The organism is Streptomyces sp. NPDC054840, assembly GCF_053611065.1.
Map to the genome: position 1 here is coordinate 1 of NZ_JBSGZP010000414.1, position 6,681 is coordinate 6,681.

Sequence of the window (6,681 nt, forward strand, 5' to 3'; positions counted from 1 at the left end):
GTCCGGGGCGAAGCCCCGGCAGCGGCGCGGCACCCGCGGGCCGACCGCACCCGACGAGAGTCAGACGGCGTCGGCCTCGGCGGCCGCGAGCTCGGCCGTGATGTCCGCCGGGCGGCGCCAGCCTCGCTCGCCGCGGGCCAGCAGCCAGGCGGTGGCCTCCTGCGGCGGCATGGCGGCGGCGACCAGCCAACCCTGGACGGCGTCGCAACCGAGGTCCCGCAGCCGCTCCCACGTCTCGTCGTCCTCCACGCCCTCCGCCACGACCAGCAGGCCGAGTGAGTGCGCCAGGTCCACGGTGCAGCGGACGATCTCCGCGTCCTGCGCGTCGACCGCCAGCCGGCCGACGAACGACCGGTCGATCTTCAGCTCGCTGACCGGCAGCCGGCGCAGGTGGACGAGCGAGGAGTAGCCGGTGCCGAAGTCGTCCAGGGACATCTTCACGCCGTGACCGGTGAGCCCGGCCATGGTGTCGGCCGCCCGCTGGGGGTCCTCCAGCAGGACGTGTTCCGTTATCTCCAGTTGCAGCCCGCTCGCCGGGACCCCGTGGCGGGCCAGTCTGGCGGCGACCGCGCCCGCGAAGCCCGGGGTGTGGACGTCGCGGGGCGATACGTTGACGGCCACCGGGACCTTGAGGCCCTGGGCCCGCCACCGCGCCACCTGGGCGAGGGCCGTCTCCAGTACGTACTCGGTCAGGTGCGGCATCAGCCCGGAGGTCTCGGCGATCGCGATGAACTCGTCCGGGGACACCCGCCCGCGTTCCGGATGCACCCAGCGCACCAGCGCTTCGAGGCCTGCGACCTGGCCGTCGAAGCGGACCTTCGGCTGGTAGTGGAGTTCCACTTCCCCGGCGTCCAGGGCCCTTCGGAGGTCACCGAGGAGGCCCAGGCGGTCGGGGGTGTTGCTGTCCCGCTTGGACTCGTACACCTCGACTCCCGTGCGGTCGCGTTTCGCCTGGTACATCGCGACGTCCGCGCGCCGCAGCAGCCCCTCCGCGTCGAGCGCGTGGTCGGGGAAGACGGCGAGGCCCGCGCTGGCCTCCAGGACGAGCGTGAGGCCGTCCAGGTCGAGGGGGGAGCTGAGCTCCGCGACCAGGTGGCGGGCGATGCGCTGGGCACTGGTGGTGGAGTCGGCGAAGGGCAGCAGGACGGCGAACTCGTCGCCGCCGAGCCGGGCCGCCTCGGCGTCCTCGGGCAGGGCCTGGCGCAGCCGTTCGGCGATCTGGAGGAGCAGGCGGTCGCCCGCCAGGTGCCCCAGGGTGTCGTTGACCGCCCGGAAGCGGTCGAGGTCGATGAGCACGAGCGCGGCCCGGGTGCCGGAACGTTCGGCCTCGTCCAGGGCGGACCAGGCCCGCTCCAGCAGCCACTGCCGGTTGGGCAGCCCGGTCAGCGGGTCCCGCAGCTGTTCCTCGGCGCGGGCCCGGGCGATCCACAGGGTGGAGTCCAGTGCGATCAGCGGTACGGCGAACAGCGGCAGCAGGACCGGCTGGGTGACGGCGACGACGCAGATGAGGGGGGCGATGCCGAGCAGCGCCACGGCGACTAAGGCGTGCCGGAGCAGGGCGGTGCGGGCGACGGTGGGCAGCCCGTCGCCGCGCGGGGCCAGCGCGATCCAGAGCAGGAACCGGGTGGCCAGCAGGTAGGCGACGGCGACGAGGACGATCTCGGGGACCGCCTCCAGCCCCCAGAACCCGGGTAGCCAGGGGGTCTCGACGGAGGGCGCCTCACCGAAGGCGGCGAGTACGAGGGCGCCGGCGCCGATGCCGAGGATGTCCACGGAGCCGTGCAGCAGCCCCTGCCGCCAGCGGTGCCGACGCGCGGCCCCCACCAGGGAGACCACCGCCAGCGAGACCAGTCCGGCGGGGACCCATCCGTAGAGGATGAGCACGCCGAGGGTGAGGGCCGCGCCCGATCCGGTGCCGCCCCACCAGCGGTCGCGGCCGAGGGCGACGAGGTGGCCGACGATGATGCCGGTGAGGAGGGCCAGTGCCCAGCCGACCGGCCCGCCGGGGAAGAGCGCATGACGGCCGCTCAGCGCGGAGACGATGCCGATGGTGAGCACCGTGACGGCGAGGCCCACGACGATGAGCGGCAGCGCGCCGCGCCGCTCCTGCCCGCCCGCACCGGTGGGGACCGGTCGGGTCTCCGGTGTCCTGGCACCCAGGAGACCGAGCCTGCCCGTCCTGCCCGCCCGCATGGACGGGATGTCCCCGCCGAATTCAGGTGACGGGTCGGCGCTTTCGGTGGGTTTCATGCCCGTACCTCTCACAGCCGGCGATGCCGATGTCACGCGATGGCCCCGATGTCATGCCACCACGGCCGAAATCGCATCCTGCAGCCGTGCACGACAGGCGCACCCCTCAACAGTAGGACGCGCGAGGCTCCCAGGGGCAGCGGTCGGCAGTGGTTGCCCGAATGCGACCCAGCCATCCTCATCAGTACGGTATCCGCCGAACAGGTGAGTTGGGACCGGGCCCCCCTGTCACCCGTCCGATGATCCGACAGCTCACCGCCCTGCGACCAGCCTTGTACCGGCCGTTTACCACCGTTCGTCGCGCCTGGCGTGCGCCCGCCCGTTCGGCCGCACGCCACGCATCCGTCCGCCTTCGCCACTCCCCTTCGGCGATTCCCCTGTCGGTACTACTCCGCTCCGCCCCCGCCGTCCACCGGGAGCGCGGCCTCCCGTGCCGCGTCCGGCCCCTGCTCCAGCAGCACGGCGAATCCGGCGTCGTCGAGGATGGGGAGCTTCAACTGCACGGCCTTGTCGTACTTCGAGCCCGGGTTGTCACCGACCACGACGAAGGAGGTCTTCTTCGACACGGATGCGGTGACCTTGGCGCCGCGGCTCTGCAGGGCCTCCTTGGCGCCGTCCCGCGTGTGGCTCCGCAAGGTGCCGGTGACGACGACGGTCAGCCCCTCCAGCGGCCGCGGGCCCTCCTCCTCGGCGGAACCTTCCTCCTCCATCCGGACCCCGGCCTCCCGCCACTTGCGCAGGATCTCCTGGTGCCAGTCGACCGCGAACCACTCCTTGAGCGAGGCGGCGATGATCGCGCCGACGCCCTCGGTCGCGGTCAGCTCCTCCTCGGTGGCCTGCTCGATGCGCTCGATCGACCGGAACTCGCGGGCGAGGGCCTCGGCCGCGACGGGTCCGACGTGACGGATCGACAGGCCGTTGATGATGCGGGCGAGCGGGCGGTTCTTGGCGGCGGCGATGTGCTCCAGCATCGACAGGGCGTTCTTCTTCGGCTCGCCCTTCTGGTTCGCGAAGACCCTGACGATCTTCTCCTCGCCCGTCCTGGGGTCACGCTTGGGCAGCCCGCTGTCCGGGTCCAGGACGTACGCCTTGATGGGCAGCAACTGCTCGATGGTCAGGCCGAAGAGGTCCCCCTCGTCCAGCAGCGGCGGCCGGGCCGGCTCCAGCGGGCCGGTCAGCGCGGCCGCCGCCACCATGCCGAAGTTCTCGATGTCCAGGGACTGCCGGCCGGCCAGGTACGCGATCCGCTCGCGCAACTGCGCCGGACAGGTCTGCGCGTTGGGGCATCTGACGTCGATGTCCCCCTCCTTCATCGGCCGCAGCTCCGTCCCGCACGCGGGGCAGACGGCCGGCATCACGAACTCCCGCTCGGTGCCGTCGCGCAGGTCCACCACCGGGCCGAGGATCTCGGGGATGACGTCGCCCGCCTTGCGCAGGACGACGGTGTCCCCGATGAGAACGCCCTTGGCCTTGACGACCTCCTGGTTGTGCAGGGTGGCGAACTCGACCTCGGAGCCCGCCACCTTCACCGGCTCGACCTGTGCGTACGGGGTCACGCGGCCGGTGCGGCCGACACCGACCTTGATGTCGATCAGCTTGGTGTTGACCTCTTCGGGCGCGTACTTCCAGGCGATGGCCCAGCGCGGGGCGCGCGCGGTGGAGCCGAGCCGGCCCTGGAGGGCGATCTCGTCGAGCTTGACGACGACGCCGTCGATCTCGTGCTCCACCGAGTGCCGGTTCACGCCGAAGTCCGTGATGAACTCCCGGACCTCGGCGAGGGTGGAGACCACCTTGTTGTGCCGCGCGGTCGGCAGGCCCCACTCGCGCAGCAGCTCGTACGCCTGCGACTGACGCTCGATCTCGAAGCCCTCGCGGGCGCCGATGCCGTGCACGACCATGTGCAGCGGGCGACTCGCGGTGACCTTGGGGTCCTTCTGCCGCAGCGAACCGGCCGCCGCGTTGCGCGGGTTGGCGAAGGGTTTGCCCTCCGCCTCCACCAGACGGGCGTTGAGCTCCAGGAACTTCTCCATCGGGAAGTAGACCTCACCGCGGATCTCGACCAGAGCCGGGATCCGGTCGCCCTTCAGGCGGTCCGGGATCTCGGCGATGGTGCGGACGTTGGGTGTGATGTCCTCGCCGGTGCGGCCGTCGCCGCGGGTGGCCGCCCGGGTGAGACGGCCCTTCTCGTAGGTGAGGTTGACGGCGAGGCCGTCCACCTTCAGCTCGCACAGGTAGTGGTAGTCCGAGGTGTTCACGTCCCGGGCCACCCGCTCGGCCCAGGCCGACAGTTCCTCGTCGTCGAAGGCGTTGTCGAGGGAGAGCATCCGCTCCCGGTGCTCGACGGAGGCGAAGTCCGTCTCGTACGCCCCGGCCACCTTCTGGGTGGGCGAGTCGGGCGTACGGAGCTCCGGGTACTGCTCCTCCAGTGCCTCCAGCGAGCGCAGCAGCTGGTCGAACTCGGCGTCGCTGACGACCGGCTGGTCGTTCACGTAGTACCGGAAGCGGTGCTCCTCGACCTGCTCCGCCAGCAGCGCGTGCTGATCACGCACAGCCGTCGGTACTGCCGTGTCCTGCTGTTCGGCTGCCATGCCGTGTCCTCCTGTGGCCCGTCTTCGACCGTCACTCAGGGTTGTCGGCGAGCGACCTCGCCGCCCTGACGCAATGCGCCTGCACCGCGCGGGCGTAGGCGGGCGAAGCGCCCGCCAGACCGCACGACGGGGTGACCACGACGGACTCCGCCAGAGTCCCCGGGGCCAGCCCCAGCCTGCGCCAAAGCTTCCTGACACCCATGACGCTACCGCCCGGGTCCGACAACGGGGTGTCGGTGCCGGGCACCACTCCGGCGAAGAGTTTCGTGCCGCCCTCGACCGCTTCCCCGATGGCGTCGTCCTCGCGCTCGGTGAGCAGCGAGAAATCGAACGACACGCCCGTGGCGCCGGCCCGGCGGAGCAGGCCGAAGGGGACCTCGGGCGCGCAGGAGTGCACCACGACCTCCCCGTCGTGGACGGCGAACAGGTCGCGCAGCGTGCCCTCGACCACCTGCCGGTCGACGGCGCGGTAGGTGCGGTAGCCGCTCGCCGAGCGGACCCGGCCGAGGAGTACGGCCGTCAGGGAGGGCTCGTCGAGCTGCAGCACGACCTGCGCCCCGGGAATGCGCCTGCGTACGTCGGCCAGGTGCTCGCGCAGGCCCTCGGCCAGCGATCCGGCCAGGTCCCGGCAGGCCCCCGGATCCTGCAGCATGGCCTCGCCGCCGTGCAGCTCCAGGGCGCCGGCCAGCGTCCACGGCCCGACGGCCTGGACCTTGAGCCGGCCCGCGTAGCCCTGAGTGAACTCTTCCAGCGCGTCGAGGTCCTCCCCGAGCCAGGACCGGGACCGCTTCGAGTCCCGCCCCGGGCGGTCGCTGATCCGCCAGCCGCTGGGCTCGACGTGGGCGTACATGTCGACGAGCAGTCCGAGGGAGCGGCCGATCATGTCCGCGCCGGGCCCGCGGGCGGGCAGCTCGGCGAGGTAGGGGAACTCCTCGAAGGTTCCGGTGACGGTCTTCGCTGCCTCGCGGGCGTCGCCGCCGGGCAGCGATCCGACGCCGGTGGCGCCGGCGCTCATCGGCCCGGCCGGACGCTCAGGTCGTTGACCTCGGCGTCGCGGGGCAGGTCGATGGCCATGACGATGGTGGTCGCCACGGATTCGGGGTCGATCCAGGCGGCCGGGTCGTAGTCCTTGCCCTCCTGGGAGTGCACCTTGGCCTGCATGGGGCTGGCGGTGCGGCCCGGGTAGACGGAGGTGACGCGGATGCCGTGGGGCTTCTCCTCGTCGCGCAGCGAGTCGGCGAGCGCCTTGAGCCCGTGCTTGGAGGCGGCGTAGGCGCTCCAGTCGGCGTGGGCGCGCAGTCCGGCGCCGGAGTTCACGAAGACGATGTCGGCGTGTGAGGCCCGCAGGGTGGGCAGCAGCAGCCGGGTGACCTCGGCGGGGGCGATCAGGTTCACGTTGAGCTGCTGGTGCCAGGTCTTGGGCCGGAGCTCACCGACCGGTCCGAGGTCGACGATCCCTGCGATGTGCAGCAGGGAGTCGATCCGCTCCGGAACGGCCTGCTTGGAGAACGCCCACGACAGCCGGTCGGGATCGGCGAGGTCGCCGACGAGGGACGTGGCGCCGGGGTAACGGTCGACGAGCTCGCGGGCACGGCCGGCGTCCCGGGCGAGGAGGACGAGGTCGTCGCCGCGGGCGTGCAGCCGGGCCGCGACGGCGGCGCCGATGCCGGAGCCGGCACCGGTGATCAAGTGAGTAGCCATACCGCCCATGCTCGCAGGTCCCGCGTGCCGGGGAGGGCGAAGCCCCGGTGCCACGGATCGCCCCGGGACTCCCCGTCCCGGCGGTCCGTCCTGGCGCTCCGTCCCGGCGGTCCGTCCCGGCGCTCCGTCCCCGGCGCGGACG

4 protein-coding genes are annotated in these 6,681 nt (G+C 72.3%); all 4 read right to left on the minus strand.

Annotated elements, in window-relative coordinates; translation table 11 throughout:
* Positions 1-60 precede the first annotated feature (60 nt).
* Positions 61-2,250: a putative bifunctional diguanylate cyclase/phosphodiesterase gene (locus tag ACWGIU_RS25445; protein WP_453709430.1), complete on the minus strand. Its 2,190-nt coding sequence runs from the start codon at positions 2,248-2,250 to the stop codon at positions 61-63.
* Positions 2,251-2,636: 386 nt separating this feature from the next.
* Complete coding sequence (gene ligA, locus ACWGIU_RS25450) at positions 2,637-4,838, minus strand: NAD-dependent DNA ligase LigA (RefSeq protein WP_453709432.1); 2,202 nt, start codon at positions 4,836-4,838, stop codon at positions 2,637-2,639.
* A 31-nt stretch (positions 4,839-4,869) separates the two neighbouring features.
* Complete coding sequence (locus ACWGIU_RS25455) at positions 4,870-5,853, minus strand: methionine synthase (RefSeq protein WP_453709434.1); 984 nt, start codon at positions 5,851-5,853, stop codon at positions 4,870-4,872.
* A complete protein-coding gene (locus tag ACWGIU_RS25460) occupies positions 5,850-6,539 on the minus strand; it encodes an SDR family oxidoreductase (RefSeq protein WP_453709436.1) in 690 nt (229 codons plus the stop codon). Before ACWGIU_RS25460 ends, ACWGIU_RS25455 begins: the two co-directional genes overlap by 4 nt.
* Between the last annotated feature and the right edge of the window lie 142 nt (positions 6,540-6,681).

What these genes read in the sequence shown, in the direction of transcription:
- ACWGIU_RS25460 (WP_453709436.1), bottom strand. Translation starts at nt 6,539, where the DNA reads ATGGCTACTCACTTGATCACCGGTGCCGGCTCCGGCATCGGCGCCGCC.
- ACWGIU_RS25455 (WP_453709434.1), bottom strand. Translation starts at nt 5,853, where the DNA reads ATGAGCGCCGGCGCCACCGGCGTCGGATCGCTGCCCGGCGGCGACGCC.
- ACWGIU_RS25445 (WP_453709430.1), bottom strand. Translation starts at nt 2,250, where the DNA reads ATGAAACCCACCGAAAGCGCCGACCCGTCACCTGAATTCGGCGGGGAC.
- ligA (WP_453709432.1), bottom strand. Translation starts at nt 4,838, where the DNA reads ATGGCAGCCGAACAGCAGGACACGGCAGTACCGACGGCTGTGCGTGAT.